Source organism: Leifsonia sp. GW821-FHT13C09, assembly GCF_058806435.1.
Genome location: NZ_JBXAPS010000001.1, coordinates 838716 through 865163, shown reverse-complemented (window position 1 = coordinate 865163; position 26448 = coordinate 838716). Strand labels below are relative to the sequence as shown.

Below are 26448 nucleotides of genomic sequence, written 5' to 3'. Positions count from 1 at the left end.
CCGAATCGGATGCTAATGTTGAGCCTCGGTCCGGGAAACCGGAACGAATGCGCCTCTAGCTCAATCGGCAGAGCAATTGACTCTTAATCAATGGGTTCAGGGTTCAAGTCCCTGGGGGCGCACCCAACACCGCAGGTGGCGAGAAGCCCCCGATCCCTTGGAAACACTGGGATCGGGGGTTTTTCGTCCGCGGACCAGAGTGTGGGAGGTGCGGCTGCGGTGGCGGCGGGCGTCTGCCGGGACGACGAGACCTGAACACGACACCTCCCCACGCGCCATAATGCCCGCATGCGGCGCGTCCCGCTCTCCACAGGGATCGAGCTGGCCGTTCTGGATTCCGGCCAGGGCGAACCGGTCGTGCTTCTTCACGCGTGGGGTGAGACGCATCGTTCGTTCGATCGGCTGACCCCGTTGCTTCCGCGCTCGCTGCGTGTCGTCGTTCCCGACCTGCGTGGCGCCGGCGGAAGTTCGAAGCCCCCACGGGGGTACTCGCTGAGCGAGGTCGGCGAGGACGTGGTGGCGCTCCTGGATGCGCTGGCGATCGACGCCTCCTGGCTGCTCGGCACCTCCAGCGGCGGCTACGTGGCGCAGCAGGTCGCCGTCGCGCATCCCGAACGGGTGCGGGGACTCGTGCTGGTCGGGGCGCCGAGCGACCTGCGGGGGCCGGTTCCGGCGGCGCTCGCGCGCGTGCTGGCGTCGTTCCACGATCCCGTCACCCGGGATGACGTCCGGGCCCTCAACGGGGTCCTCCCGCTGCGCTCGCCTGTGCCGGGGAGCTTCCTCGTCGACCAGGAGATCTCGGCGCTGAGCATCCCGCGTGCGGTTCTTCTCGCAGGCATCGAGGGGCTCGTCACCGCGCCCTCGCCGCTTGGGAACGGGACGATCGCCGCGCCGACGCTGATCCTGTGGGGGGCGCAGGACGACATCCTGCCGGCCTCGCAGGCCCACGAGCTCGCGGGTGCGATCGACGGCAGCCGCCTGATGATCTACGAGGGGACGGGGCACCTGGTCCTGTGGGAGCGGCCCGAGCGGGTCGCTGCGGATGCGGCGGCGTTCATCGTGGCGAACGCGTCAGGTGAACCATCCACCCGCCCACCCCGTGTACCCCACAGGAGGACGCACGCCGTGACGACCCCGCGGCGCGAGCCATGACCATCCGTACCGAGAGCCGCATCGTCGTCGCCGGCAGCGTCCGCGACGTGTGGGACTACCTGTGTGACGTCGGGCGCTGGGCCGAGTGGGCGCCGACCGTGCTCGAGTGCCGGGTCCGTGGCGGCGGACCGATCGAGCCCGGCGCGATCATCGAACAGCGGGCGCGCGACTTCCGGACGGAGCATCGCCGCACCGAGCGGGTGACCGTCGTCGACGCCCCGCACACCCTCGGGTTCGCCGGCACCGTCGGCTCGTCGCCGGCGCGCTGGGGGATGGAGGTCCTGCCGGCCGGCGAGGACAGCACCGACGCCATCATGTGGGTGGAGGTGGACCTCTCGAACGTCATGCGCCTGCTCCCGCCCGGCATCCTCCGGCGCAGGATCCAGCGCACGAGCGACATCGAGATGGCCGCGATCAAGGCCGCGGTGGAGGCCGACGTGCAGGCCGGCGCGGGGTCGCCGTGACCCGGGTGGACGGCGCCGAGCGGCTGATCGAGGTCTACCGGCGGAAGGCGGCGCACTACGACCTCACCTCGCGGCTGTACCCGGTGCCGGGTTACCCGCAGCGCTCGCAGCGGCTGCGCGCGGTGCGGGCGCTCGGCCTCCGCTCCGGCGCGACCGTGGTGGAGATCGCCTGCGGAACGGGGCTGAACTTCCCGCTGCTGGAGGACGCCATCGGGCCGGCCGGCCGCCTGATCGGTGTGGACCTGACCGACGCGATGCTCGACCGCGCCCGTTCGCGGGTGGCGGCGCACGGCTGGCGGAACGTCGAGCTGGTGCAGGCCGACGCCGCGGAGTTCCCCTTCCCGCGCGGCGTGGACGCAATCCTCTCCACCTACGCGCTCACCCAGGTGCCCGCGTGCGGTGCGGTCGTCGCGCACGGGGCGGCCGCGCTCAGGCAGGGCGGCCGGTGGGCGGTGCTCGACCTGAAGAGGCCGGAGCGCACGCCGGCGTGGCTGGCGTGGCTGGGCGTCGCGGCGGTCGGGAGGTCGGCCGCGCTGGAGGAGTGGATGCGGCGGCGGCCGTGGGAGTCGATCCGGGCGGCGATGCGGGACGGGCTGGACGAAGCGGCGTGGGTGGAGCTGTGCTTCGGGACGGCGTTCCTGGCCGTCGGGACGGGTGCGGGGGAGGCGTCGGCCCGCGGCGCGCGCGGAAGCAGCGACGCCTCCGGCTACCAGGGCAGCACGCCGTAGCCGCCCTCGCCTTCCCGCAGCCACAGGTGTCCCCACAGCACGCCGGACGGTCCGTCGTCGGGCAGCGTCGCCAGGTGGACGCTCGGCTCCGCGCCCTCCTCGACCGAGCGGATGCCGCGGTGGTCGTTGAAGTCGGTGTCCGTGAAGCCGGGGTTGGCGGCGTTCACCTTGATCGGGGTGTCCCTCAACTCTTTCGCGTACATCGCGGTGAGCATGTTGACCGCCGCCTTGGACGACGGGTACTGCGCGGAAGCGGGCAGGTCGTACAGCGGGCTGGCGGGGTCGGACTGGGACCCGATCGAGCCGACCTCGCTGGACACATTGACGATGCGCCCGGCCTCGGAGCGCCGCAGCAGCGGCAGCATCGCGTTCGTGACGGCGACCAGGCCGAACACGTTGATGTCGTAGACCGCGCGCATGTCCGCAAGCGAGGTCGCACTGGCGAGCGCACGCTGCCGCGAGACGGTGGCGGTGCCGGCGTTGTTGACCAGTACGTCGAGGCGGCCGAACTCCCGGCCGATCCACTCGGCGGCGCGTGCGATCGAGTCGTCGTCGGTCACGTCGAGCCGCACGAACCGGGCGTCGGCGCCGCCATCCCGGAGCGACGCCTCGGCGGCGAGCCCGCGCTGCTCGTCCCGCGCGCCGACCAGCACGGTCATCCCGAGCTCGCCGAGCCGCCGCGCCGTCTCGAAACCGATTCCCTTGTTTGCCCCGGTGATGAGCGCGATCTTCGTGGTCACGTGGAGGGACTCTACGCCTGCTACGTCCGATCCTTCCGAGGCATCACGACCTCCTTCACGATCAGGATGATGCCCGCCGAGATCGGGATGGCGACCAGCGCCCCCGGCAGGCCGAACAGCGTCGACCCCGCGAGCGCCGAGATGAGGACGACCGAGCCCGGGACCTGCACCGCCTTGCCCATCACCTTCGGGGTGAGGATGTATGCCTCCACCTGCATGTAGATCAGCATGAAGACCAGCACGACGATCGCGCTCACCGGCGAGTGGATCAGCGCGAGCACGGTCATCAGCACGGTGGTGAGCACCGTTCCGATCAGCGGGATGAGCGTGATGAAGAACGCCCCCAGCGCGATCAGGAACGCGCCGGGCACGCCGGTCGCCAGCAGCAGGATCAGGCTGTAGGTCGCGTTGAAGAACGCGAGGATCACCATCCCGCTCAGGTATTTGCCGAAGTTCTGCAGGATGCGCTCGGTGTAGCCCTCGAACGAGTCCCGGTGCGAGCGGCGCACCAGGTGGTAGAGCGACGCCTTGGTGGAGTCGTAGGAGGCGATGAAGTAGATCGTCAGGATGGCGATGAAGAAGCCGGTCGTGAAGCCGTTCAGCACCGAGAGGCCGACGCCGACCAGACCGTTGCCGATGTTCGCCCAGGTCTGCGGGTTCTTCACCTGATCCGAGATCCAGGTGACCGCCTGGCCGAGGACGCCGTTGCTGGCCGCGTTGGTCGCGTCGAACCAGCCCGCGGCGCGCAACGTCGCCACCTCCGCCGGGATGGCCGTCGCCAGGTTGGTGATCTGCTGCACGATCAGCGGGACGACCACCCAGACGATCGCGACGAGGACGCCGACGATGAGCAGGATGACCGTCACGATCGCCCAGGCGCGCTTCATCCCGTGCCGCTGGAACCAGCGGACCAGCGGGTCCAGGCCGACTGTTGCGAACGCCGCGAGGAAGACCGAGAAGATGATCGACCGGAGGCCGTAGAGCATGTAGCCGGTGGCGACGGCGCCCAGCGCGCCGAGGGTGACGACGAACCCGAACAGGAACGGGCTGCGCTTCAGGAGCGGCGCGTTTTGGGTGTCGGGACCGTGCGGGTGCGTACGCCGGTCCGGCGACTGGATGAAACGCATGGCCCCCGCCTCTCGGTCCCGGCGCCTGTTCCACGCCTTCCGCCGAGCGTAGGGGGACGGCAGCCGGGGTCACAAGCGGGACGCGCGGTCCGGTGGTGAGGTTCACCCTCGGAGAGCCCGGTCAGCGATCCCGAGCGATCACCGAGAAGTCCTTCCCGCCCTGGCCGGCGTCGATCGCGCGCTGCAGCTCGGCCGCGACGAGCGCGACGGCCGGCAGCGGCACGTCCGCCGTCGCGAGCATGAGGCGCGCGTCCTTGGCGAGGGCGTCGGCGGTGAACTGGGCGTCGTCGTAGTCGCCCGCCGTCACGAGCGGGCCCTTCATGGCGGCGAGCGGGGCGATCGCCGTCAGGGAGAGCGTCGCGAGGACCTCGTCGTCGCTGAGGCCCGCGGCGCGGCCGAGGCGCAGCGACTCCGACAGCGCCTCCATCGAGATCGCGAGCGCGAGGTTGGCGACCAGCTTCGCCGCGGTCGCCGCCGCGGGCGTGTCGAAGGTGCGCAGCTTCTCCTGATCGGCCCACAACCCGACGACTCGCTTCGCCTCGCGCACCGCGTCGTGCTCGCCGCCGACCAGCACCGCGAGCTTTCCGGCGCGGGCGGGAGCGAGCGACCCGACGACGGGGGAGGCCACGTAACGGATGCCGAGCGCGGCGGCACGGTCGGCGAACTCGGTCGCGTCGGCCGGCGAGACCGTCGTCACGTCGATCCACAGCGTGCCAGGGCGCCACGGCAGTTCCGGGTCGAGCAGGGTCTCCCGCACGGCCTCCGGCCCGAACAGCACGCTCACGACCGTGTCCGCGGCGGCGACGGCGTCCGCCGCCGACGCCGCGACGTGCGCGCCGCGGCGGCCGATGGTCTCGGCCGGCTCCGGTGAGCGGTTCCAGACAGTGACGGTGTGGCCGGCGTCGATCAGGTGCGGGACGAGCTCGCGGCCCATCCGGCCGAGCCCGAGGAATGCGATGTCCATAGCGCCACTCTCCACCGCGGAGGGCGCGTGGGGAAGGCGCAGCGGCTATCCCACGGTGGCGCCGTAGCCGCTGATCGTGCCGCTTGCGTTGACGCTCACGCGAACGGCCGCACCTCGATCGGCAGCGTCGTCGCGACGGCGAGCCGGCGCCCCCACTCGAGGGCGGCGTCCCGGTCGGGGACGTCGACGATGGTGAAGCCGCCGAGGTGCTCCTTGCTCTCCGCGAACGGCCCGTCGGTGACGAGCACCTCGGAGCCGGACGGCCGCAGCACGGTCGCCGACTCCGGGGGCAGGAGGCCGTTGGAGAACACCCATGCGCCGGCCGCGCGCATCTCGGTGTTGAGCGCGTCGAGGTCCTCGCCGATCGCGGCGAGGACCTCCGGCTCGGGGACGGGCCCGTCGGGCTGGTAGACGCTGAGCAGGTACTGGGACATGGTCGTGATTCCTTCCTCTCACCGTTCGTACGAACGGGGAGGCGTCATCTCGACATCATGCCGCGGATCAGACCACCCGCTCCAGCTTCGCCACCCCGATCTTCGAGTCCGCCATCCCGTAGAATACCCAGTCGGTGTCGCCGATCCGCTCGATCGCCGTCGGGAAGACGACGTTCGGCACGATCCCGCTGCGCTCCTCCTCGGTCTCCGCGCTCAGCAGCGGCTCCTCGGTGCGCCGGATCACCCTCCACGGCTCGTCGGCGTCGAGGATCATCGCGCCGGCGGCGTAGTTGACGTGCTTCTGCTGGTCGACACCGCGCTCCAGGCGCCCGGTGACGCCGTGGTGGAGCAGAAGCCAGCCCTCCGGGACGCGCACCGGGGCGGGACCGGCGCCGATCTTCAGCTCCTCGAACGGGTACTCCGGTCCGGCCAGGAAGCGGTTGTGCCGCCACCGGGCCAGCTCGCCGAGGTCGTCGCGGACGGCCGCGAGCGGGATGAACGCGATCCAGATGCTGGGGCGCTTCTCCTCCAGCCCGGTCGGCGGGTGCGCGCCCTCACCGTCACGGACTTCGCCCAGATCCCACACCGGCCGGTGCAGCACCGCGAGGCTCTCCACGCCGTCCGGGCCGGTGACCGGCTCGGGGAAGAACACCGTGTCCTTGTTGTGGAAGAGCGCCAAGTCGACACCCAGCTCGTCGTCGTACTCGAAGCTCACCGGGCCGAGGCGCTGCCACGACCGCAGATCGGACGAGACGGCGACGGCGGTGCGCGGGCCGAGCGGTCCGTAGGCGACGTACGTCATCAGGTGGAGGCCGAGGGCGGGCACGTAGGTCGTGCGCGGGTCCTCCACCCCGGAGTTGCGCCGGCCGCGCTCGAAGTCGCGGTCGGGCGCCAGCACGACGCCCTCCCGCTCGACGCCGACGGGCACGCCGTCCTCCACGACGACGCGGGCGAGGCCCACGCGCGACACGTTGCCGTCGGCGACCAGCCGCGGCAGCAGGTAGAGCTCGCCGTCGGCGTCGCGGCCGGAGGCCGGGTTGAGCACGCCCTCGGCCTCCAGCGGCTCGCCGGGGTCGGGGATCATCACCACGCCGGCGCGGGTGAGAGCGTACGGGAAGGGCACGGCGGGGAAAGACTCAGTCACTTCGTGACCTCCTTGTAGACATAGATTTCGCGCTCTCCGCGGGGGGCGTCCCAGCCTTGCGCGAACGACCACCGGCCGTCCACCCTCTGCAGGCCGCCCCAGGCGAGGGAGCCGCCGCGGTGGAGGCCGGTCTGCGTGAACGGAGCGTCGACGGAGTAGTGCGCCTGGGCCGCGGCGAAGTCGCCGTGATCGTCGGCGTAGAAGAAGTCCAGCACGAGGTCGTCGCCGCGCACGACGGCGCAGGCGACCTCGAACAGGGTGCCGGGTAGCGGCGACAGGTCGAGGTAGGGCTGCTCGGTGAAGGTCCAGGAGACCAGGTCGTCGGAGTGCCCGATCATCGGACGATCGCCGCAGCCCTCCGAGAGGTACATCAGGTACTCGCCGCCGATCCGCACGGCGCGGCCGCGCTCGTCGCGGGGCACCACGGCGCCCTTCGCCCAGCCGAGGGACACCTCGAGCGGGACGACCAGGCCGATCTTCTCCCACGACACCAGATCGTCGGAGACCATCCCCATGATGTCGACCGCGGTCTCGCCGTCGCCCGTGCGGCGGATCGCGTTGTAGAAGAGCACGTAGCGGCCGTCCGCTTCGTAGACCTTCGGGTCCTCGCAACCCAGTGTCTCGTTGGGCAGGGTCGGGTACACGACCGGGTTGGCCGGGTCGTCCTTCCAGACGCCGTCGCGGCGCACGGCGTGCCCGATGCGGCTGGCAGTCGACTCCATCCGCGGCGAGGCCCGGTAGTAGAGGTGCAGTTCACCTCCGCGCTCGATCATCGTCGGATTGTAGATCGCGCTGCTCGTCCAGCCGACGCCGGTGGGGTCGTCCCACTGGCCGTCGAGCCGGAAGGTGAGCGACGGGTCCCGCTCGAACGGGCCGATCGCCCAGTCCGGCGGATCGACGTAGTGCGCCGAGAACTGGTCGGTCGAGATGTGGTCGGTGAGGGCGTTGGAATGGCCCAACGCCTCCTCGTAGTTGCGGCGGAGGGCGTCGGTGTAGGCGGCGTCCACTGTTCTCCTTGCGTGGTGTTGCGGTGGGGCGGCTCAGCCCTTGACGGACGAGCCGATGTCGGTGGAGGTGAAGTAGCGCTGGAACACGATGAACAGCACCACGACGGGCGCGGCCAGGACGACCGCTCCGGCGAGGATCGCGCCGTACGGGTTGGCCGTGGAGGCCGCGACGGTGCTGATGTAGTTCGCCAGCGAGACGGCCAGCGGCTGCAGGCTCGCCTCCTTCGTGATGAGGAACGGCCAGAGGAACTCGTTCCACGGGCCGATGAAGGTCAGCAGCAGCACGGTGACCAGCGCCGGGCGCACCAGCGGGAGGGCGACCCGCCAGAGCAGGGTGAACTCCCCGGCGCCGTCGATCCGTGCCGCGTCGAACAGCTCGCGCGGCAGCTGCAGGAAGTACTGCCGGAAGATCAGCACTGCCGCCGAGTTGATGGCGAACGGCAGGATCATCCCCAGGTAGTTGTCCGCGAGCCCGTAGTTGCGCGCGATGAGCACGTAGAGCGGGATCATCAGCAGCTGGAACGGGATGGTCTGCACCAGCAGCGCCAGCGCGAAGGTCACCCCGCGGCCGCGCCACTCGAGGATCGAGAGCGCGTACCCGGCGAGCACGCCGAACACGACCGTGAACAGCAGCACGCCGCCGGTGAAGATCCCGGAGTTGACAAGCCCCTGCCAGAGGTTGATCCGGGAGTCGATCGCCGCGTAGTTGTGCAGCGTCAGGTTGGCCGGGTTCGGGAACGCCCCGGCGACCGTGGTGTCGGGCGCGGCCTGCAGCGACCCGATCAGCATGTAGTAGAAGGGGAACAGGAAGGCGATGGCCCCGATCGTCAGCACGACGCCCTGCAGGATCGCCTGCGGCCGGCTGAGCTTCGTGGAGGCGGCCATGTCCCGGCGGCGCCGCTGCCGCGGAGTACGCGGGTTGCGCGGCGCCTGGTCGGGGCCGGTGATCTTGAGCGTGGTCATCAGTCGCGTCCTCCCGCGAATCGGTTCTGCAGCCAGCCGATGATCAGCACCAGGATCACGAGCACGACTCCGATCGCGGAGGCGTAGCCCGGGTGACCCTGCTGGATGCCCTGCTGGTAGATCAGGAGCACCGGCGAGGTCGAGTGGCCGTCCGGCCCGCCGCCCCCGGTGAGGAGGTACGGCTCGGTGAACAGGTTGGCGCCGGTGATGGTGGCGAGCAGCAGCACCAGCACGGTCGCCGGACGCACGCCCGGGACGGTGACGGAGAAGAACTGCCGCACCCGCCCGGCGCCGTCCGTCGCGGCCGACTCGTACAGTTCGCGCGGCACGTTCTGCAGCGCCGCGAGGTACAGCAGGATGTAGAGGCCGAGCTGCTTCCAGGTCACGTAGATCGCGATGGTCGGCATGGCCAGCACCGGGTTCACGAACCACGACGGGTTCGGGGCGAGCGGGCCGAGGATCTGGTTCACCAGGCCCGTGCTGTTGAACAGGAACAGCCACACGCCGATGATCGCGACGCTCGCCGTGACGTAGGGCACGTAGTAGCTCACGCGCAGGAACGTGCGGAACCGGGTGATGCTGTTGAGCCCGTTGGCGAGCACCAGCGACAGCACCACGGTGAGCGGCACGTTGATGATCAGGAAGATCCCCACGTTGATGAACGACTGGATCACGGCCGGGTCGGTGAAGACCTGCACGTAGTTCTGCAGGCCGACGAAGGGCTGCGTCACCTGCGCGCCGGGAGCCGCGAAGAAGTAGTCGAAGAACGAGATGTAGACCGCGTACACCAGCGGGTACGCGAAGATCAGCAGGACGAAGACCAGGTATGGCGCGGCGAACAGCCAGCCGAGCGGATTGCGGCCGAGGATCCGCCGCAGCACGGGCGGGCGCCGTCCCGGGCTCGCCCCGGCGGCGGGCGCGGTGCCCGCCGCCGGGGGTGCGGAGAGGGTGCTCATGATTACTTCTGAGCCTGGAGCTGGTCGATCTTCTGCGCGGCGGCCTTGAAGGCGTCCTCCACCGTGCCGGTGCCGTTGATCACCGACTTGGAGTACGCGTCGCGCAGCGCCTGGAGTTGGGCGATGGTGTTGACGCCCGTCGGGTCGTCAGCAGTCCGCTCGCTCTGGCTTCCGAACTGCTTGTAGGCCGGGTGCGAGTCGAAGTAGCTCGCGTACACGCTCGACACGTTGGAGCGGATCGGCATCTGGCCGGTGACGTCCAGCAGCTTGCCGTCCTGGTCCTTGGAGGTCGCGTACTTGATGACGTTCCACGCCGTGCCCTGGTTCTTGCACGAGGTGTACATGCCGATGTTCTTCGCGTCAGGGAACGTGTAGGTCTGGTCGGCCGACTTGCCGTCCTTGGTCGGGACCGGAACCGAGCCCCACTGGACCTTGTTGTAGACCGCGATGGCCCACGGCCCGACGATCGCCATGGCCGACTTGCCGTCCGCGAAGGCGTCGCCCTGGTAGGCCTCCTTGCCGGCGAGGCCGTCGGCGTAGATGGTCTTCCAGAAGTTGGCGACGTCGAGCGAGTCCGGGCTGGTGATGTTCGCCTTGCCGTTCTCGATGAACGTCTTGCCGCCGGTCTGCGCGGCCAGCAGGGGCAGGTAGTCGAAGTTCGGCTGGAAGAACTCGCTGGTCGGTGCCGGGTAGATGGCGTACGGCGCCGCTCCGGAGGACTTGATCTTCTGCGCAGCGGCCAGGAACTTGTCGTAGGTCGACAGGTCCGGGCTGTTCGGGTCGATCCCGGCCTTCTGGAAGATGGCCTTGTTGTAGAAGATCATCACCGGGTTCTGCTTCCACGGCATCTGGAAGTAGTCGCCGTTCGGCGACTTGTACTGGTCGGCGGTCTTGCCGCTGCGGCCCTCGATGTACGAGTTGCCGTCGGAGAACTTCGACAGGTCGACCAGGCCGCCCTGCTTCTCCCACTGGCCGGTGGCCGCCGGGAGGTTGTTGAACACCAGGCACGGCGTGGTGCCGGCCGTGATGGCGGCGCCGATGACCTCCTCGGTGCTCTTTCCGGCGGGGACCTCCTGGGCCTTGATCTGCTCCTTGGGGTGCGCGGAGTTCCAGGAGGCGACCATCGCCTTGCCCCACTGCACCTCTTGGGCGTTGTTGGAGTACCAGATGGTGATCGGGCCGTGCGCCTTCATGGCGTCGGTCTGACCGCCTCCGCCGCTGGAGCCGCACGCGGCCAGGGTGCCGGCGACGACGCCGGCGCTGATGACGGCGACCGCGAGTCTGCGGTAGCCGGTGATGCGTTTGCGCATGTTCTGTGCTCTTTCTGTGATTTCAGTGACGCGATGGCGCGGCCGTGGAGGCGCGCACCACCAGTCGGGCAGGGGGCAGGGCGACATCGGCAGGCTCGCCGTCTTCCACCAGCCGCAGCAGTGCGGTGGCGGCGGCGATGCCCCAGCCCGCCGGGTCGTTGTCCAGGGTCGTCAGGCTCGGATAGATGTAGGTCCCGATCTGGGAGCCGTCGAGCCCGGTGATGGACAGGTCCTGGGGGAGCCGGAGGCCGCGCTCGTGCGCGACGCCCATCCCCGCGATCGCCATCGGGTCGTTGCCGTAGACGATCGCGGTCGGCGGCTCCGCGGAGTCGAGGAGGGTCTTGGTGGCCTCAGCGCCCTGTTCGGGTGAGAAGTCGGTGGGGACGACGACCGGGTGCAGGCCGGCCTCGACCATCGCCTGCTCGAACCGCTCGCGGCGACGGAGGCCGTGCAGCATCCGCTCGTCGCCCGACACGTGCGCGATGCGCGTGTGGCCGAGCCCGAGCAGGTGCGCGACGAGTTCGTCGATCCCGGAGTCGTAGTCGCGCGTGATGACCGGGAACGGGCTGCCGCCGACCGGCTCGCCGAGCGAGACCGCCTGGGAGCCGAACTCTTGGACCAGCCGGATGCGCCGGTCGTCGGCGAGGAGGTCGGTGAGCAGGAAGCCGTCGACGCGCTTGTCGAGCGCGAGCCGCTCGTAGGCGCGCGCCTCCGCGTCGTGGTCGGGCACCACCGTCAGCACGAGCACCTGGCCGCGCTCCGAGAGCACGGTCTCGACGCCCGCGATGAACGCCGCGAAGAACGGGTCCACCTCGATGGTGCGGGCGGCGCGGCGCAGGATCAGCCCGAGCGCGTACGCGCGCCGGGTGGTGAGCCCGCGGGCGCTCGGGTTGGGGGTGAACCCCAGCTCACGCGCGGTCGCGAGGATGCGCTCGCGGGTCTGAAGCGCCACGCCGGGCTTGCCGTTGAGGGCGAGCGAGACGAGTCCCTTGCTCACGCCCGCCGCCCGTGCGACGTCGTTGATCGTGATGTCGGCCGGGGTCACCGCGGCACCACCGTGGTGAAGCCGCCGGGCACGACCGTGACGGTGCCGTTGCCGTTCAGCGGGATCGGGGCGCCGACCTGATGGCCGGTGGCGTCGTAGCGGGTCGCGAGCACCGGGCCGGAGGAGCCGAGATGCTGCGGCACCGTCGCCGAGGTGGCGTTGACGTAGACGTCGAGACTGCCGGAGCCGGTCAGGCCGAGGTGGGAGACGATGGGCTGCACGAGCACCGCGTCGAGCCGGGCGTGGCCGCTCACCCGGGCGGTGACGGTTGTCGCTCCGATGGGCGCGGAGACCGGGAGGGTCTGCGGCAGCAGGAACACCGGGCTGGGCGCGATGCCCTGCGCGCCGGGGCGCACGTTCTGACTCGTGCCGAGCTGCACAGTTCGGTTTCCACCGTTCGCCGTCCAGGCGGTGGTGCCCGAGCCGCTCGTGGCGGTCCCGTCGGGTCCGAGGTCCTCGATCGGGAGGATGCGCGCGGCCGGGTGGCCGGCCGGGAGCGTCATCGTGACGGTCGCGCCGGTGGAGGCGGAGACGTAGGCGCCGCCCGACCAGTTGGCCGAGCCGGTCCACGCGGAGGGCGGGGTGACGACGGAGGCCGGGCCGGTGCGCGTGCCCTTCTCGGCCTCCACGACCTGCAGGCCGTCGACGGCGGACCGGTGCGTCAGCGCCAGCGCCTGGCGCTTGATCGCCGGATGGGCGTCCAGCGCGAGCATGCTCAGCTCGGTGTGGATCGCCGACTCGGCGCCGCAGTTGTGGTTGACGCTGCCGTCGCCGCCGATGCCGTCGACGCACACGCCGGTGTTCGGATCGTAGACGGGGACGCCCGCGGGGTTGGCGCCGAAGTACCAGGCGGCCTGCGCGCCCGCGAGGGTGGCGAGACCGGTCGAGCCGGTGGCGTCGGACGCGGCGACCAGACCCTCCACCCGGGAGTCGACGCCGTAGGCGATCTGGGATGGGTCGGCCGGGGTCGGCGTCCAGCCGTTGTCGGGGCCGCCGCTGGCGAGGAGCTGCGGAGTGAAGCTGGCGAGGTCGGTGTTCGCCGCGGTCTGCAGGCTGCCGTCGTGGAGCCGGGTCGCGGCGGCCGTCAACGCGGCAGGCTGCATGCCGCCCCAGGCGTGCCAGAAGGTGGGCGAGTTGGCTTCGGGCAGCAGCGCGCCGAACGGCCACTGGCCGGTGCCGCCCGAGGAGAGCCCGGCGATGCCCTTCGCGTAGCGCTGGAGGTCGGTGCGCGCCTGGGCGTCGCCGGGAGCCGCCGCGGTGTACGCGCTCAGGCCGAGCACGGCCTCCGCCGTCGGGCTGGCGCTGCCGACGATGAGCCAACCGGGCACCGTGACGCCGTTGGCCGTCTCGGTGGTGCCGTACTTCGTGAGCGACTGGCGCTCCAGCGAGCGGAGCGCGAGCGACATCCGCTGCTGGAGGAACGAGGCGAACCCCGGGTCGGACTGCTGGAAGCTCGCATAGCCCTCGCCGAGCGCCCACACCGTGCGCGCCAGCCAGTAGGACTCGCCCGAGTCGCTCGGATTCGGGTTGTCGGCCGGGGTCGCGGACGGGTTCAGCGTGCCGTCGTGCTGCTGCCAGAGCACCACGTTGCCGGCGTTCGGGCCGGAGTCGACCTGCAGGTAGGTCAACTCGCGCAGCAGCTCGTACGCCGAGGCGCGGCTGGCGGCCGTGCCGTTCTGCTTCCAGTCGCGGAGGTAGACGACCGCGGCGCGGGAGATGTCGTCGGCGTCGAAGGAGCCCTGCGCGTACCAGCCCTTGGCGGCGTTCGTGATCGGGCCGCCGCCGACGCGCGTGAAGCTGCCGTCGGCGTTGCGGTTCGCGTACACCCACGGGGCGCGCGCGGTCGGCTGCTGGCTCTGCTGGTACGTGGAGTGGCCCGCGACCCCGGGAAGCAACGGCACGTCGTCCAGGAGGAAATTCAGGTGGGCGAGGTTCGTCAGCGTGGGGACGGCCGGAGCCGCGGGAGCAGGGGAGGCGTCGGCCGGGGCGGCGATCGCCGGGACGAGGGCGGCGGCGGCGGCGAGGGCTGCGCCCGTCGCAGCGGCGAGGAGTCGATTCCGCTTCATTGCGTTTCCTTCAGAACTCGTGGATTCCTGGTGCCACCCCCAGAACAGGTGGCGTCTAAACCGGTTTAAGGGACGGTAGCCGCCTTGCGCGGATCTGTCAACGGGTCACGCCGAGGTTCACCCCCGGGGGTCTTGTGCCGCTCTGCGCCCGCGACGAGACTGGGGCGACCGGCCGCCGACGTCCGGCCGGGCCCCGACCGAGGAGGAAACGTGGACTACAAGGACATTCCGACCAAGGCCGACATCGAAAGGATCGCGGCGCACCGCGAACCGGGCTGCGTCAGCATCTACCTGCCGACCGGGACGACCCCGCCGGAGGCGGACAGGGCGCGGATCGAACTCAAGAACCACCTCGCGCTCGCGGTGAAATCGCTGGAGGGCATGGGCGTCGACCGGCACCGGATCGCCGCCGTCCAGGCCGAGGGCGAGGGCATCCTGGAGGACCGCGACTTCTGGCGCTACCAGTCGCGATCGCTCGCGGTGTTCCTCGACGGCGAGGTCGCCGAGACCTTCCGTCTGCCCAACCGGCTGACCTCCGCGTGCGAGGTCGCCGATCGCTTCTACATCAAGCCGCTGCTTCGTGCGGTGACCTTCCCGCAGTCGGCGCTCATCCTCGCGCTGGCACAGAACTCGGTGCGCCTGATCCGCGTCGACCCCGAGCAGCCGCCCGCGCTGATCGAGGTGGAGGGGATGCCGAAGGACGTCGCCGACGCGGTCGGCAAGACCTCCATCAGCGGCCGGGCGGCCGAGGGTCGCATCCAGGGCTCCGAGGGCCAGAAGGTGCGGATGCTCGAGTACGTGCAGGCGATCGAGCGGGCGCTCCACCCGCTGCTGGCCACCTCCACCGACCCGCTGATCCTCGCCGCGGCCGAGCCGCTGATCGGCATCTTCCGGGGAGCGACGGACTACCCGCGGCTCGTGGACGACGTGATCGCGGGCAACCCGGAGGACAAGACCGAGGAGGAGCTGGCGGCGGCCGCGCGCGGCGTCCTCGACCGCCTGTACGCCCGCAAGATCGAAGCGCTCAAGGAGGACTTCTCCACCCGTATCGCCGCAGGCACGGCCCTCGCCGACCTGAGCGACATCGCCCGGGCGGCGACCTACGGCGCGGTGGAGACCCTGGTGTTCGACATCGACCGGCGGGTGCCCGGCTCCGTGGACGAGGAGACCGGCACGATCGCCTACCTCGACGACGACACGGCGGGCAACTACGGCGTGGTGGACGAGATCATCCGCCGCTCGCTGGCCTCGAAGGCGAAGATCTACGCGCTGCGGGCGGAGGACGTCCCCGGCGGCGGCGCCGTCGCGGCCGCGGTGCGGTTCCCGGTCTGACCGTCAGTGCCGCTCGGCGCGGGCGAGCGCCAGCACGAGGAACTCCTGGACGGCGGCGAGCCAGTCGTACACGGCCCGGCGCGTCGCCGACTCCAGGTCGTGCACGTCGCCCTCGTCGCCGTCCTCCTCGATGCCGAGGCCGGCGGCCAGCCCGAGCCGGATGTCCGTGAGGGCGCGCAGCCAGGCCTGGGCCTCGGCGGCGTCCAGGCGCACGTCCACCGCGCCGCCGGGTGCGTCGGCCGGCCCGCTCAGCGACGCGATCACGACGCGCGCGTTCTGCGCCTTCGACTCGGCCAGCCGCTCGGCCGTGAACCGGCGGAACTCCGCCGACGCCTCGGGGTCGTCGGGATACGCGTCCGGGAGGAGACGGGCGAGTGCCGGGTCGGCGGATGGCGTGTCCGGCGACTCCGCTCCGGCGCGCTCGGCCCGCTCCGCCGCCTCGGCCGCGAAGCCGCGCAGGACCGCGGCCTCCTCCGCCTCGAACCGCGCGCGCACGCCGCCGCCGTGCCGGTCGGCGCGGAACGGCCTCACGCGTCCGCCTTCGTCAGGGTGGCCCAGAGCCCGTAGCCGTGCATGGCCTCCACGTGCCGCTCCATCTCCTCGCGCGTGCCGGTCGCGACGACCGCGCGGCCCTCGTTGTGCACGAGCAGCATCAGCCGCCTGGCCTCCGCCTTGGAGTACCCGAAGTAGCTCTGGAACACGTAGGTCACATACGACATCAGGTTCACCGGGTCGTTCCACACGATCGTCACCCACGGCGCGCCGAGCCCCAGCCGCTCGCCGAGGTCGACCTCCTCCTCGGTGGCGGGCTCCACGATCGCGGGCGTCACGCCTTCCGCACCTCGGCGATGGCGTCCGCGGCGCGCACGAGCGCCAGATGGGTGAGCGCCTGCGGCGTGTTGCCCGCCTGCGAGCGGCCCTCGACGTCGTACTCCTCGGAGAGCATCCCGATGTCGTTGGCCAGCGAGACGAGACGGTCCATCAGGCGCACCGCGTCGTCCACCCGGTGCGAACGGGCGTACTGCTCGGCCAGCCAGAACGCGCAGGCCAGGAAGGGATGCTCGCCGGGCGGCAGGCCGTCGACGCCCTTCTCGGTGCGGTAGCGCAGGGGGAGGCCGTCGCGCATCAGGTCCGCCTCGATCGCCTTCACCGTGCCGAGCATCCGGGGGTCGTCGAAGGCGCAGTAGCCGACCTGCGGCAGGAGCAGCAGGGAGGCGTCCACCTCGGTGGTGCCGAAGTACTGCACGTAGGTGCCGCGGTGCTCGTCGAACCCGTTGGCCTCCACATCCGCGCGGATCTGATCGCGGAGGCGCCGCCACCGCTCCACCGGACCCTCCAGGCCGAACTGCTCGACGCCCCGGATGGCGCAGTCGAACGCGGCCCACACCAGCACGCGGGAGTGGGTGAACATCCGCTCCTCGCCGCGGATCTCCCAGATGCCGTGATCGGGTTTGCGCCAGTTCTGCTCCAGATACCCCATCAGCGCGCGCTGGAGCGCCCACGAGAACCGCGTCTCCGGAACACCCCGGGTGCGGCCGTGATCGAGCGCCAGCATGACCTCGCCGATCACGTCGGCCTGGAACTGCGTGGAGGCGTCGTTTCCGACACGGACCGGGTGCGCGCCCTGGTAGCCCGGGAGGCTGTCGAGCTCGCGCTCGGCGAGGTCGCGCTCGCCGGCGAGGCCGTACATGATCTGGACGTCGCCCGGGTCGCCCGCGATCGCACGCAGCAGCCAGTCGCGCCAGTGGTCGACGTAGTCGTCGTAGCCGTGGGCGAGCAGGACGCCGATGGTCAGCGACGCGTCGCGCAGCCACACGTACCGGTAGTCCCAGTTGCGTTCGCCGCCGAAGTTCTCGGGCAGGGACGTCGTGGCCGCCGCGACGATGCCGCCGGTCTCGAAGTGGGTCAGGGCGCGCAGGATCAGGAGCGAGCGGACGACCTCCTCGCGATACGGGCCGTCGTGGGCGCAGCCCTCCGCCCACTTCGTCCACCACTCCCGGGTGGTCTGCAGGGAAGTCTCCACGTCGAGCGGCTCCGGCGCCGAGCGGTGCGAGGGGAACCAGGTCATCGACAGGTCGATGGTCTGGCCGGCCTTCACGGTGAACGTCGCCTGGTGCGCGTGGTCCGCTGCGTGCATCGTCGTCCCGCGGAAGACCAGCCCGTCCGGGCCGGCGACCGCCACCAGCGCGGCCGGCTTCTGGTCGGGGATCTTGCGAACCCACGGGATGGCCGTCGCGTAGCCGAAGCGGATCCGCAGATCCTGGCGCATCTCGACGGTTCCGCTGACGCCGCGCACCCGCCGCACCAGGTCCGCCCGGTGGTCGCCCATCGGCATCGCGTCCACCACCTCCACCTCGCCGGTGTCGGTGCGCCAGCGGGTGACCAGGATCATGGTGTCCCGTTCGTAGTGGCGCGTGCTGGTGGCGTCGGGATCGGTCGGTGCGAGCAGCCAGCGACCGTGGTCCTCGGTGCCGAGCAGGGCGCCGAACGTGGACTGCGAGTCGTATCTCGGCAGGCACAGCCAGTCGATGCTGCCGTCCCGTCCGACGAGGGCCCCGGTGAAGCAATCACTGATCAGGGCGTAATCCTCGATGGGGAGCGACATATCCCCAGTATGGCCGTACTGTGAAGCGCATGACGCAGTCCGTGGGCACTCTGGTGATTCTCGGAGCGAGCGGCGATCTGTCGTCCAGGCTCCTCCTCCCTGCCATCGGGCAGTTGCTCACCCAGCACCCGGAACGGCGCTTCCACCTGGTCGGCTCCGGGGCGGAGGACTGGTCGGACGCGAAGTGGCGCTCCGTCGTGAAGGCGTCGTTCAAGACGGTGAAGGCCGGTGGCCCAGCGGTGGAGCAGCTGCTCACGAGCACTGTGTACCTCCCCGCGGATGTGACGAAGACCGACGACCTGCAGAAGATCTTCGACGCCTGCGAGGGGGCGCCCGCCCTGTACTTCGCCCTGCCGCCCGCGATCACCGCGAAGGCGTGCGAGGCGCTCGGCAAGGTAACGCTGCCGGCCGGCCTGACCCTCGCGCTGGAGAAGCCGTTCGGCACCGATAAGCGCTCCGCCATCGCGCTGAACAAGCGGCTGGCGACGCTGGTGCCGGAGGACCGGATCCACCGCGTCGACCACTTCCTCGGGAACTCCACCGTGCTGAACCTGATCGGCCTGCGCTTCGCGAACAGCATCCTGGAGCCGGTCTGGAACGGCGACCACATCCAGAGCGTCGACATCGTCTACGACGAGTCGCTCGGGCTGGAGGACCGCGCCCGCTACTACGACCACGCCGGCGCGCTGATGGACATGATCCAGAGCCACCTGCTGCAGGTGCTCGCGGTGTTCGCGATGGAGCCCCCGAGCGCGCTCGACGCCACCGACCTGCGCGACGCGAAGGCGTCGGTGCTGCGGGCGACGCGGGTGTGGGACGACGACCCGGCGGCCTCCAGCAGGCGCGCCCGTTACACCGCGGGCACGGTCGACGGGAAGAAGCTGCCGGCGTACACCAGCGAGCCCGGCGTCGACCCGGCGAACAACACCGAGACGCTGGCCGAGGTCACCGTCCAGATCGACACCTGGCGGTGGGCCGGCGTGCCGTTCACGCTGCGCTCGGGGAAGGCGCTCGGCACGCGCCGGCGCGAGATCCTGGTCACGTTCAAGCCGGCGCGGCACATCCCGCGCGGCCTGAAGGGGCACCGCGAGCCGACGATGCTGCGCATCATGCTCGCCCCGGACGCGATGTCGCTGGAGCTCAACATCAACGGGCCCGACGACCCGCACGTGATCGAGCGCGTGGCGCTCAGCGCCGACTTCGGCCCCGGCCTCCTGCTGGCCTACGGCGAAGTGCTGGAGGGCATCCTGGACGGCGACCCGTCGCTCTCGGTGCGCGGCGACACCGCGGTGGAGATGTGGCGGATCGTCGCGCCGGTCATCGCGGCGTGGAAGAAGGAAGAGGTGCCGCTGCAGACCTACCGCGCGGGGTCGGACGGGCCGGCGTCGTGGAAGAAGATCGGCTGACGGCTAGGCCGCGGAGCGCTCCGCGATGGCGGGGAGCTCGCCGGTGACGGGCTTACGCAGGTCGGTCCAGACGGTGATCGGCGCGGGCTCCCAGCCGAATGCGGCGGGCTCTTCGTGCCGCTCCTCGGCGACCGGGGCCGCTTCCGCGATGGCGATCGGCTCGACGGGAGCGCGGTGCTGCGGCTCGGCTGCGGCCTCCCCGGCCTCCAGACGACGGCGCGCCTCCACGAGTGCGGCGGTGATCCCGACCGAGACGGACTGCGCAAGGACGGAGTGGAAGATGGAGTCGGTGTCGTCGGTCGAACGGCGCGACACGGTCCATTCGCCGCGCTCGCCGATCAGCTCGGCGATCTTGGTGTGGACCACCTCGAGGATCTGTGCATCCGTGAGCTGAGGAACCGGCGCCGCCTGCACCTCGGCGGCGGCATGCCGCCTACGACCAAACATCGCGATACCCCTTCCAGGTTCTCCGTCGAGAACAAGTGTCAGGGCGTATCACCCTCAGAACGCGCGGACACGCCGAGCGGATCGCGGAAATCGTGCGGTCAGCGCCGGATTTCGCGCTCGTCGGCCTCCCGCGACTCCTCCAGGACGGTTCCGACGGCGATCACGACGCTGATCGCCGCGCTGATCCACATGAGCACCACCCGCCAATCGCGCCGGCCCTCCTTGGTCTCCTGGATCGTGGACCAGAGTCCGATGATCGCACTGATGACCGCTCCGTTGAAGATGAACTTGCGCATCCGCGTCCTTTCGCTCGTCCGCCAGGGTACGCTTCCGAGGGCCCCGGATTGAAGGTGTCGCGGAGAGGAGTGGGATGCGGACGGCGATCGTCGGCGCTGTGCTGCTCCTCCTCGGCGCGGTCGCGGTGCTCACCGGACTGCTGCCCGCGGCCGACGCGCTGGCCCTCTGGGACCGCGTCTGGCCGATCCTGCTCTTCGTCGTCGCGGTGACGGTCGTGACCGAGCTGGCGGCGGAGGCCGGCGTGTTCACGGTGGTGGCCCAGCAGACCGCGCGCTGGGGCCGTGGCCGGGCCTGGCTGCTCTGGCTGCTCGTGGCCGTCGTCGCGACGCTCAGCACGATCTTCCTGTCGCTCGACACCACCGCGGTGCTGCTCACCCCCGTCGTGATCGTGCTGGCCCGGCACTCCGGCCTCGACCCGCTGCCGTTCGCCCTGACCACCGTCTGGATCGCGAACACCGGCTCGCTGCTGCTTCCGGTCTCCAACCTCACCAACCTGCTCGCTCAGCACGCGATGGGCCAGCCCACCCCGTTCGCCTTCGCCGCTCTGATGTGGGCGCCGGCGCTCGTGGCGATCGTCGTGCCGCTGGTGGTCGTGTTCGTCCTCTCGCGCACGCGGCTGCTGGTCCGCTACGAGACCGGGCAGGAGGACGGCATCGAGGACCCGGTGCTGTTCTGGATCGCGGCGGCGGTCGTGGTCGCGCTGATGCCGCTCCTGGTGTCCGGGATCCCGGTCTGGATCCCGGCGTCGGGTGCTGCGGTCGTCCTGGCCGTGGTGTTCGCGGTGCGGCGGCGCTCGGTGCTGCGGTTCGGGCTGCTGCCGTGGCAGCTCGTGCTGCTGGCCTCCGGGCTGTTCCTGTTCATCGAGGCGCTGCACGCGAACGGTCTGGGAACGCTGCTGGCGCGCGTGTCGGGCTCGGGGGAGTCGCCGCTCGCGCTGCTGCGGCTGTCACTGACCGGAATGGTCGGCGCCAACGCGATCGACAACCTCCCGGCCTACCTGGCGCTCGAACCGGCCGCGGGCAGCCCGGTCCGGCTGGCCGCGCTGCTGATCGGGGTCAACGCCGGTCCGCTGATCACTCCGTGGGCGTCGCTGGCGACCCTGCTGTGGCACCAGCGGCTCACGTCGTTCGACGTCCGCATCCGCTGGGGCCGCTACATGCTCCTCGGCCTGATCGTCGCGCCCGTCACCGTCGTGCTCGCGACGCTGGCCCTGGCCGCCACTGCCTGACCCGCGGTCACTCCGCCGGTAGCAGCTGCGACGCGCTGACGATGCGGCGGCGGGCGACCGCCGCGAGCGCGAGCGCGAAGCCGATCGCGGTCCAGATCAGGAGGCCGCCCAGCCCGCGCCAGACCCCCGTCGACCCGTCCACGACGCCCTGGAGGGCCGTGATCGCGGGCGATGTCGGGAGCCACGCGGTCACGCTGTCGAAGAACCCGGGTGCGGTCGACACGATCCCGGAGGCGAGCGTGACCACGACGACCAGCATCGAGAGGAACCGCCCGAGTCCGCCGAACAGGGCGACCAGCCCATGGTTGACCGCCGCGAAGCCGACGGCGGCCGCAGCCGCGACCGCCGCGAAGCCGAACCACGCGCCGACGCTCAGCTGCATGGCGGGTTGCATGATCGCAGCCACGAGAACGCCCTGAAGCACCCCGATCGCCGCGGCCGGCAGCAGACCGTCGGCCGCGATACGGCCCGCGGCGCGCGAGGTCAGCAGAGCCCGCCGCGAGATCGCCTGCAGCACCAGGAACGACGCGAACGCCCCGAGCCACAGCGCGACCGACGCGAACAGCGGGACGCTGGAAGCTCCGAACGCCGTGGTGCCGGACTGCTTCTGGCCCACCGGCTGCGACGCCACCGAGGCCAGGTTCGTGCGCTGGCCCGCGTCGTAGCTCGGAAGTTTCGCGACGGCCTGGTTCAGCCCGGAGGCGAGCGAGGCCGCGCCCGCCGCCGACTGGTCGGCGCCGGACGCGAGCGCAGGCACGCCGGCCGCGAACTGCTGCACGCCGGTCGCATACTGGGATGCCCCGTCCGCCGACTGCTGGACGCCGGAGGCGAGCTGCTGCGCTCCGGAGGCCGACCGGGACGCGCCGGAGGCGAGCTGCTGCGCCGCCGCCGCGGACTGTGCGAGCTGGCCGGGCAACGGGGCGACGCTGTTCGAGAAGGTCTGCGCGCCGGCGGCGACCTGGGTCGCGGCGGCCTGGAGGCCCTTCCGGGGGTCCGGGTTCGTGATCCCGTCGATGGCGGACTGGATGCCCACGCAGATCGGATCGGCTGCGGTGTGCAGGAGCACGCAGTTCTTGTGCAGGTCGGTCAGGCCGGTGACCGTCTGGCCGACACCGTCGCGGACACCCGCGGTGCCGGTGGCGAGCTGCGCGGCTCCGGACGGCAGCTGCTGCGCCGCCGTCGCGCCCTGCGACACGCCGTTCGCGTACTGGGTCATCCCGTTCGACAGCGTCCCGAGCCCGCTCGCCAGCCCCGACGCGCCGCCGGAGAGCTGCCCGACGCCGCTCGCGAGGGAGTCCGCTCCCGTGGCGAGCTGCGCCGAGCCGTCGGCGAGCTGATGGGTGCCGCTCGCGAGCTGCGTCAGCCCGGTGGACAGCGACTCCGCGCCGGCCGCCGCCTTCGCGAGCTGGTCGTGCAGCGTGTTGAAGCTGACGTACACGTTCTCCAGGTACGTCGTCGTGAGCTGTTTGTTGAGCACGCCCGTCGCGGTCGTGGTGACCGCCTGGCTGATCGCCGGGTCCACGAGCTTGGACTTCCGGCTCGTGCGGACGTCGATGGTCGCCTGCGTCGCGGCGCCGGACGTGCCCGCCGTCGAGGTCGCCGCCTTCGAGAAGTCCTTCGGGATGGTCACCACGGCGACATAGCTGCCGTCGGCGATGCCCGCGTTGGCGTCCTTCTGGTCGGTGAGCACCCAGGTGAAGTTCTGGTTCTTCGCGCCGAGGAGCCCCGCGGCCATCTCGCGTCCGAGCGGGACGATCTGGCCGTTCACGGTCACCAGCTGGTCGAGGTTGACCACGGCGGCCTTCACGTCGCCGAGGCGGTCGGTCGGATTCCAGAGCGCCCACACCAGCAGGCCGCCGATGACCAGCGGGACGAGGACGATACCCACGATGGTCAGCCAGGTCACCCGCTTGTCGGAGCGCATCCGCTCCAGCGAGAACAGCGAGCGCGGGCGGCGCAGGGCCGGCGTCGAGGACGGGGAGATCGGGGTGGTCATCGGGCGTTCGCCTTCTCGAGGTGGGCGGCAGGGTGGTGGTCGGCGGCGGCGGCAGCGGGCGCGGGCGCTGCAGCGGGAGGAGTGGAGGCGGCTCCGTGCGCCGCCCCGTCGGAGTCGACGGCGAGCTGCACCTCAGTCGGTTCGGCGGTGTCGGGCAGCAGGTCGTCCAGCCCGGAGGGGTCGACGCAGCTCACGATCAGTGCGAACGGCCGACCGGCGGCCGAAGCGTCGGCGAACGCCCTGCCGAGTTCGACGCGCACGCGCCGCCGCTCGACGGGGTCGGTCAGGCTGTCCGCGGCGTCCAGGCCGAGGATGACCGGTGCGCCGGCGAGCGCGCGGCGGACGTCCTCCACGGGGGTCTCGGCGTGGTCGAGCCGGACGACGGAGGTCCGCGAGCGCACGGCCGAGCCGCGGGTCGGCAGGACGAATCCGGCGACCTTGACCGTTCCGCCGTCGACGCGTGTGCGGCCGGTGACGGCCATCAGCAGCGCGAGCGCGGCCGTGCGGTCCGGGCCGTGCACGACGAGCGCCTCCCCGTCGGCGAGCCGGAAGCTCACGTCGCGCAGGATCGGCGTCCGCCGCGCGCTGACCGACAGGCCGTCCGCCGCGGCGACGTACCGGGAGTCGGGTTCCGGCCAGTCCGCCAGCTCCAGCTCCTTCTGCAGCCCGTCGCCCTCCACATCGAACGAGGGAAGGATGCGGTCGAGCCAGCGCGGCATCCACCAGGCCTTGTCGCCGAGGAGTTGCAGGACCGCGGGCACGAGCGTCATCCGGACGATGAACGCGTCTACGAAGACACCGACGGCGAGCCCGAGCGCGATCGGCTTGATGGACGCGTCGCCCTCCGGGACGAACGCCGCGAACACCGAGATCATGATGATGGCCGCGGCCGTGACGACCTTGGCTGAGCCGACGAAGCCGCTCTGGATGGCCCTCCGCGCGTCGCCGCCGTGCACGTAATCCTCGCGGATCCGGCTGACCAGGAAGACCTCGTAGTCCATCGCGAGCCCGAACAGCACGCCCATCAGGATGATCGGCATGAAGCTGATCACCGGCCCGGTCTTGTCGAGGTGCACCGCGTCGGCGAACCAGCCCCACTCGAACACCGCCGTGACCGCGCCGAAGGCGACGCCGACGGAGAGCAGGTACCCGAGCGCGGCTTTGATCGGCACCGCGATCGAGCGGAAGACCATGGTCAGCAGCACCAGGGAGAGCCCGACGACGAGGATGCCGAACGGCAGCAACGCACCGCCGAGTCGGGTGGAGACGTCGATCTGGGCCGCGGTCGTCCCGGTCACCTTGAGGTCCACGCCGTACTCGTCGAGGAAGTGCTGGTGCTTCGAGCGCAGCTCGGAGACCAGCTGGGCGGTGGCCGGATCGTCCGGCGCCGTGGTCGGGATGACCTGGACGATGCCGGTGTCCGCGTTCTGGTTCGGGGTGGACAGCGGGACGGCCGCGACGCCGGGGAGGTCGGCGATCTCCGCGCCGAGCTTCTTCATCAGCCCGAGCGGGTCGTGGCTGGAGATGATCGAGCCGGTCACGATCAACGGGCCGTTGTAGCCGGGGCCGAAGTGCTCGGACACCAGATCGTAGGCGATGCGCGCCGGGTCGGATTTGGGGTGCGACCCGGCGTCCGGGAGGGCGAGCCGGAGCTGGAGGGCGGGCACGGCGGCGATGCCGAGCGCGACCACGACGGCGACCACGGTCGCGATCGGGAAGCGCGTGACAGCGCGCACCCAGGTGCGGAAGGGGCCTTTCGGGATCTCGGCCGTCGCGGCGTGGGCGAGCGACGGGTTGGCGCGGGCGGCCGGCTCGGTTGCGGGCGGCGCGTCCTCCGCGCCCGCGGGCCCTGCCCCTGCCGAGCGCTTCGCCGCGCGCGCGGCCCGGCTGGCGGCGCGATGCCCCGGCGTGATCCGCGCCCCCGCGAAGCCGAGGAACGCCGGCGTCAGGCTGAGCGCCACCAGCACGGCGATGCCGACCGCGACCGACGCCGCCAACCCCATCGTCGTGAGGAACGGGATGCCCGCGACGGCCAGGCCGGCGAGCGCGATGATCACCGTGATCCCCGCGAAGAGCACCGCGGACCCGGCGGTCGCCACCGCCCGGGCGGCGGACTCCTCCGGATCGACGCCCGCCTTCAACTGGCTCTGGTGCCGCGAGATGATGAACAGCGAGTAGTCGATCCCGACCGCGAGCCCGAGCATCAGGGCGAGCAGGGGAGTGGTCGACGAGATCGGACCGAACAGCGTGGCGAGGAAGATCAGCGCCATCGACAGCCCCACGCCCAGCAGGGCGGTGGCCAATGGCATCCCGGCCGCGAGGATCGACCCGAACGTGATGATCAGGACGACGATCGCGATGAGGAGCCCGATGCCCTCCGTTGGCGAGATGGTGGGCAGGTTCTGCGAGAACAGCTGGCCGCCGACCGCCGTCTGCGACCCGGCCGGAAGCTCCTTCTGGAGGGCGGCGCCGGCGTCCTTGATCGCGGCCTTGGTCTCCGCCGGCACGGTGGTCTGCTGGCCGTGGAGCTGCACCGTGACGATCGCCGCGGTGCGGTCGTCCGAGATGAGGTTCTTGACAGTGGTGCTGTACGGGGAGGTCGTGCCGGCCACCCCGGCGGTCTTCGCGAGGTCGGAGACGGTGCGCTCGACCGGGTCCTTGATCGCCGCCTGGTCGACCGTCTCGCCCTTCGGCGCCACCACGACGATCTGCGCGCTGGTGCCGCTGACCTGCGGGAAGGTCCTGCTCAGCGTGTCGAGCGCCGCCTGGGACTCGGTGCCGGGGATGCTGAACGTGTTGTCCGTGCCCTGGTTGAAGGCGACAGCGCCCCCGGCCAGGAGCACGAGCAGCAGCAGCCACAGCGACAGGACCAGCTTGCGGGCGCGGAAGGCCCAGCGGCCGATCGAATACAGGAGCGAGGACACGCGTTCTCCAACAGTGAAAGGAACGACGGAGCGGGGTCGCGCCGACCGTCGAATGGGTTTCGATACACCGTCGTATCCGATGCCCGACTGTATCGGATACACTCGTGTATCGG

At 71.1% G+C, this 26448-nt stretch carries 24 protein-coding genes and 1 tRNA gene; 7 read left to right on the top strand and 18 right to left on the bottom strand.

Annotated elements, in window-relative coordinates; all coding sequences use genetic code 11:
- Positions 1 to 49: 49 nt before the first annotated feature.
- From AC1ROW_RS04170 to AC1ROW_RS04155, 4 genes are all read left to right on the top strand, one after another.
- Positions 50 to 122: transfer RNA gene (locus tag AC1ROW_RS04170), tRNA-Lys, on the top strand.
- Between the two features lie 166 nt (positions 123 to 288).
- Positions 289 to 1152 carry an alpha/beta fold hydrolase gene (locus AC1ROW_RS04165; RefSeq protein ID WP_493017584.1) on the top strand — a complete coding sequence of 288 codons (864 nt, stop codon included), beginning with the start codon at positions 289 to 291 and terminating at the stop codon, positions 1150 to 1152.
- Positions 1149 to 1616 carry an SRPBCC family protein gene (locus tag AC1ROW_RS04160; RefSeq protein WP_493017583.1) on the top strand — a complete coding sequence of 156 codons (468 nt, stop codon included), beginning with the start codon at positions 1149 to 1151 and terminating at the stop codon, positions 1614 to 1616. The genes AC1ROW_RS04165 and AC1ROW_RS04160 overlap by 4 nt, the downstream gene beginning before the upstream one ends.
- The gene (locus AC1ROW_RS04155; protein ID WP_493017582.1) at positions 1613 to 2344 is read left to right on the top strand and encodes a class I SAM-dependent methyltransferase; all 732 of its coding nucleotides are present in this window, start codon (positions 1613 to 1615) and stop codon (positions 2342 to 2344) included. Before AC1ROW_RS04160 ends, AC1ROW_RS04155 begins: the two co-directional genes overlap by 4 nt.
- On the opposite strand, the gene AC1ROW_RS04150 is transcribed toward AC1ROW_RS04155, so the two are convergent.
- The 11 genes from AC1ROW_RS04150 to AC1ROW_RS04100 all read right to left on the bottom strand — a co-directional run bounded on the left by AC1ROW_RS04150 (position 2323) and on the right by AC1ROW_RS04100 (position 14100).
- On the bottom strand, positions 2323 to 3084 hold the full coding sequence (locus AC1ROW_RS04150; RefSeq protein WP_493017581.1) for an SDR family oxidoreductase: 762 nt from the start codon (positions 3082 to 3084) through the stop codon (positions 2323 to 2325). The genes AC1ROW_RS04155 and AC1ROW_RS04150 overlap by 22 nt on opposite strands.
- Positions 3085 to 3104: 20 nt before the next feature.
- Complete coding sequence (locus tag AC1ROW_RS04145; RefSeq protein WP_493017580.1) at positions 3105 to 4211, bottom strand: AI-2E family transporter; 1107 nt, start codon at positions 4209 to 4211, stop codon at positions 3105 to 3107.
- 121 nt (positions 4212 to 4332) lie between these two features.
- Positions 4333 to 5175, bottom strand: coding sequence for an NAD(P)-dependent oxidoreductase (locus tag AC1ROW_RS04140; RefSeq protein WP_493017579.1), 843 nt, complete (start codon positions 5173 to 5175; stop codon positions 4333 to 4335).
- 95 nt (positions 5176 to 5270) lie between these two features.
- Positions 5271 to 5609 (bottom strand): YciI family protein, encoded by a 339-nt coding sequence (locus AC1ROW_RS04135; RefSeq protein ID WP_493017578.1) that lies wholly within the window; start codon positions 5607 to 5609, stop codon positions 5271 to 5273.
- Between the two features lie 67 nt (positions 5610 to 5676).
- Positions 5677 to 6693, bottom strand: coding sequence for a glycoside hydrolase family 130 protein (locus tag AC1ROW_RS04130; RefSeq protein WP_493018355.1), 1017 nt, complete (start codon positions 6691 to 6693; stop codon positions 5677 to 5679).
- Positions 6694 to 6749: 56 nt separating this feature from the next.
- Positions 6750 to 7760 (bottom strand): glycoside hydrolase family 130 protein, encoded by a 1011-nt coding sequence (locus tag AC1ROW_RS04125; RefSeq protein WP_493017577.1) that lies wholly within the window; start codon positions 7758 to 7760, stop codon positions 6750 to 6752.
- Between the two features lie 33 nt (positions 7761 to 7793).
- The gene (locus AC1ROW_RS04120) at positions 7794 to 8645 is read right to left on the bottom strand and encodes a carbohydrate ABC transporter permease (protein WP_493018354.1); all 852 of its coding nucleotides are present in this window, start codon (positions 8643 to 8645) and stop codon (positions 7794 to 7796) included.
- Positions 8646 to 8722: 77 nt separating this feature from the next.
- Positions 8723 to 9679, bottom strand: a complete 957-nt coding sequence (locus AC1ROW_RS04115) for a carbohydrate ABC transporter permease (RefSeq protein ID WP_493017576.1) — start codon at positions 9677 to 9679, stop codon at positions 8723 to 8725.
- 2 nt (positions 9680 to 9681) lie between these two features.
- Complete coding sequence (locus AC1ROW_RS04110; protein WP_493017575.1) at positions 9682 to 10989, bottom strand: ABC transporter substrate-binding protein; 1308 nt, start codon at positions 10987 to 10989, stop codon at positions 9682 to 9684.
- Positions 10990 to 11011: 22 nt separating this feature from the next.
- Complete coding sequence (locus tag AC1ROW_RS04105; RefSeq protein WP_493017574.1) at positions 11012 to 12034, bottom strand: LacI family DNA-binding transcriptional regulator; 1023 nt, start codon at positions 12032 to 12034, stop codon at positions 11012 to 11014.
- Entirely contained in the window at positions 12031 to 14100 is a 2070-nt protein-coding gene (locus AC1ROW_RS04100) for a hypothetical protein (protein ID WP_493017573.1), read from the bottom strand. The genes AC1ROW_RS04105 and AC1ROW_RS04100 overlap by 4 nt, the downstream gene beginning before the upstream one ends.
- A gap of 210 nt (positions 14101 to 14310) precedes the next feature.
- On the opposite strand from AC1ROW_RS04100, the gene AC1ROW_RS04095 reads away from it, so the two are divergent.
- Complete coding sequence (locus AC1ROW_RS04095; protein ID WP_493017572.1) at positions 14311 to 15432, top strand: baeRF8 domain-containing protein; 1122 nt, start codon at positions 14311 to 14313, stop codon at positions 15430 to 15432.
- Positions 15433 to 15435: 3 nt separating this feature from the next.
- Here the strand turns inward: AC1ROW_RS04095 and AC1ROW_RS04090 are convergent, their stop codons facing one another.
- The 3 genes from AC1ROW_RS04090 to AC1ROW_RS04080 are packed head-to-tail and all read right to left on the bottom strand — an operon-like array spanning position 15436 to position 18037.
- On the bottom strand, positions 15436 to 15963 hold the full coding sequence (locus AC1ROW_RS04090) for a DUF2017 domain-containing protein (RefSeq protein ID WP_493017571.1): 528 nt from the start codon (positions 15961 to 15963) through the stop codon (positions 15436 to 15438).
- Complete coding sequence (clpS, locus tag AC1ROW_RS04085; RefSeq protein WP_493017570.1) at positions 15960 to 16262, bottom strand: ATP-dependent Clp protease adapter ClpS; 303 nt, start codon at positions 16260 to 16262, stop codon at positions 15960 to 15962. Before clpS ends, AC1ROW_RS04090 begins: the two co-directional genes overlap by 4 nt.
- On the bottom strand, positions 16259 to 18037 hold the full coding sequence (locus AC1ROW_RS04080; protein WP_493017569.1) for a glycoside hydrolase family 15 protein: 1779 nt from the start codon (positions 18035 to 18037) through the stop codon (positions 16259 to 16261). The genes clpS and AC1ROW_RS04080 overlap by 4 nt, the downstream gene beginning before the upstream one ends.
- Positions 18038 to 18066: 29 nt before the next feature.
- Between AC1ROW_RS04080 and AC1ROW_RS04075 the strand changes: the two genes are divergently transcribed.
- Complete coding sequence (locus AC1ROW_RS04075; protein ID WP_493017568.1) at positions 18067 to 19443, top strand: glucose-6-phosphate dehydrogenase; 1377 nt, start codon at positions 18067 to 18069, stop codon at positions 19441 to 19443.
- 3 nt (positions 19444 to 19446) lie between these two features.
- Here the strand turns inward: AC1ROW_RS04075 and AC1ROW_RS04070 are convergent, their stop codons facing one another.
- Together AC1ROW_RS04070 and AC1ROW_RS04065 are read right to left on the bottom strand one after the other, a co-directional pair.
- Positions 19447 to 19890, bottom strand: coding sequence for a hypothetical protein (locus AC1ROW_RS04070; protein ID WP_493017567.1), 444 nt, complete (start codon positions 19888 to 19890; stop codon positions 19447 to 19449).
- Between the two features lie 98 nt (positions 19891 to 19988).
- Complete coding sequence (locus tag AC1ROW_RS04065) at positions 19989 to 20186, bottom strand: hypothetical protein (protein ID WP_454108136.1); 198 nt, start codon at positions 20184 to 20186, stop codon at positions 19989 to 19991.
- 74 nt (positions 20187 to 20260) lie between these two features.
- Between AC1ROW_RS04065 and AC1ROW_RS04060 the strand changes: the two genes are divergently transcribed.
- A complete protein-coding gene (locus tag AC1ROW_RS04060; RefSeq protein WP_493017566.1) occupies positions 20261 to 21415 on the top strand; it encodes an SLC13 family permease in 1155 nt (384 codons plus the stop codon).
- Between the two features lie 7 nt (positions 21416 to 21422).
- On the opposite strand, the gene AC1ROW_RS04055 is transcribed toward AC1ROW_RS04060, so the two are convergent.
- Positions 21423 to 23411 carry a YhgE/Pip domain-containing protein gene (locus AC1ROW_RS04055; protein WP_493017565.1) on the bottom strand — a complete coding sequence of 663 codons (1989 nt, stop codon included), beginning with the start codon at positions 23409 to 23411 and terminating at the stop codon, positions 21423 to 21425.
- Positions 23408 to 26335: an MMPL family transporter gene (locus tag AC1ROW_RS04050; RefSeq protein WP_493017564.1), complete on the bottom strand. Its 2928-nt coding sequence runs from the start codon at positions 26333 to 26335 to the stop codon at positions 23408 to 23410. The genes AC1ROW_RS04055 and AC1ROW_RS04050 overlap by 4 nt, the downstream gene beginning before the upstream one ends.
- Positions 26336 to 26448: the final 113 nt, after the last annotated feature.

Bases quoted from the DNA above. Each gene is read 5' to 3' on its own strand.
- AC1ROW_RS04165 (WP_493017584.1), top strand. From the start codon at position 289: ATGCGGCGCGTCCCGCTCTCCACAGGGATCGAGCTGGCCGTTCTGGAT.
- AC1ROW_RS04160 (WP_493017583.1), top strand. From the start codon at position 1,149: ATGACCATCCGTACCGAGAGCCGCATCGTCGTCGCCGGCAGCGTCCGC.
- AC1ROW_RS04145 (WP_493017580.1), bottom strand. From the start codon at position 4,211: ATGCGTTTCATCCAGTCGCCGGACCGGCGTACGCACCCGCACGGTCCC.
- AC1ROW_RS04140 (WP_493017579.1), bottom strand. From the start codon at position 5,175: ATGGACATCGCATTCCTCGGGCTCGGCCGGATGGGCCGCGAGCTCGTC.
- AC1ROW_RS04135 (WP_493017578.1), bottom strand. From the start codon at position 5,609: ATGTCCCAGTACCTGCTCAGCGTCTACCAGCCCGACGGGCCCGTCCCC.
- AC1ROW_RS04130 (WP_493018355.1), bottom strand. From the start codon at position 6,693: ATGATCCCCGACCCCGGCGAGCCGCTGGAGGCCGAGGGCGTGCTCAAC.
- AC1ROW_RS04120 (WP_493018354.1), bottom strand. From the start codon at position 8,645: ATGGCCGCCTCCACGAAGCTCAGCCGGCCGCAGGCGATCCTGCAGGGC.
- AC1ROW_RS04115 (WP_493017576.1), bottom strand. From the start codon at position 9,679: ATGAGCACCCTCTCCGCACCCCCGGCGGCGGGCACCGCGCCCGCCGCC.
- AC1ROW_RS04110 (WP_493017575.1), bottom strand. From the start codon at position 10,989: ATGCGCAAACGCATCACCGGCTACCGCAGACTCGCGGTCGCCGTCATC.
- AC1ROW_RS04100 (WP_493017573.1), bottom strand. From the start codon at position 14,100: ATGAAGCGGAATCGACTCCTCGCCGCTGCGACGGGCGCAGCCCTCGCC.
- AC1ROW_RS04080 (WP_493017569.1), bottom strand. From the start codon at position 18,037: ATGTCGCTCCCCATCGAGGATTACGCCCTGATCAGTGATTGCTTCACC.
- AC1ROW_RS04075 (WP_493017568.1), top strand. From the start codon at position 18,067: ATGACGCAGTCCGTGGGCACTCTGGTGATTCTCGGAGCGAGCGGCGAT.
- AC1ROW_RS04070 (WP_493017567.1), bottom strand. From the start codon at position 19,890: ATGTTTGGTCGTAGGCGGCATGCCGCCGCCGAGGTGCAGGCGGCGCCG.
- AC1ROW_RS04065 (WP_454108136.1), bottom strand. From the start codon at position 20,186: ATGCGCAAGTTCATCTTCAACGGAGCGGTCATCAGTGCGATCATCGGA.
- AC1ROW_RS04060 (WP_493017566.1), top strand. From the start codon at position 20,261: ATGCGGACGGCGATCGTCGGCGCTGTGCTGCTCCTCCTCGGCGCGGTC.
- AC1ROW_RS04055 (WP_493017565.1), bottom strand. From the start codon at position 23,411: ATGACCACCCCGATCTCCCCGTCCTCGACGCCGGCCCTGCGCCGCCCG.